The sequence below is a fragment of the Bartonella sp. MR168JLCBS genome (genome assembly GCF_042194175.1).
Genome location: NZ_JBHIMP010000390.1, coordinates 1 through 697, shown reverse-complemented (window position 1 = coordinate 697; position 697 = coordinate 1). Strand labels below are relative to the sequence as shown.

General features: G+C 43.2%; 1 protein-coding gene. It reads left to right on the top strand.

The window, feature by feature from the left end; genetic code table 11:
* A partial coding sequence (locus ACFIK8_RS11570; protein ID WP_375669511.1) for an autotransporter outer membrane beta-barrel domain-containing protein occupies nucleotides 1–697 on the top strand: 697 nt, incomplete at both ends.

Here is a 697-nt window from a genome sequence, read left to right as displayed (position 1 = left end):
AACTGTCATCTTCTGATTTTTTAACCACCCCCTCTACAGATGCGGTGTTGTCAATGTCCGTGGCGCCTGGGCTTGTTTTTCACAATGAGCTGCAAACGGTGCGTGTTGGGAGAGGAACACTAGATAAAGTTAAGAAAAATACGGCTCTATGGACATACGCAATCAAGAGCAAGGAGAAGGTTGCTACAGGATATACAGATTTTAAGCTTGAGCAGATGGGGCTAGTATTAGGTATCAGTGGTCTAAGTGAGCTGATGGATGGGGAGTTTTATATTGGGGGTTTTGGCAGTTATGATCAAACACATGTCATGCATGCCCGAGGTGGTATGAGTGGCATAAATACTTATAGCATTGGAGCTTATGCAACTTATTTTGATCGGCGTGGATTGTATCTAGACGGTGTTTTGAAATACAATCATTATCAAAATCATCTGAAAGCTGTTTCAACGAACGGTTTAGCTATTGAAGGAAATTATAATCGGTGGGGGTTAGGTACGTCATTTGAAGTGGGTTATCGTTTTAAGCTCGCCCAGAGCAGTTGGATACAACCGTACGCGCAATTCACGTGGTTGCAAGTTGAAGGTAAAGAGATAAAGCTCTCGAATGAGATGACGGGTGATATGAACCCATTTACTTCATTACGCAGTGAGGTTGGTTTATCTGCGGGGTATGAAGTTTGTTCAGGAGGAGGTGCTTC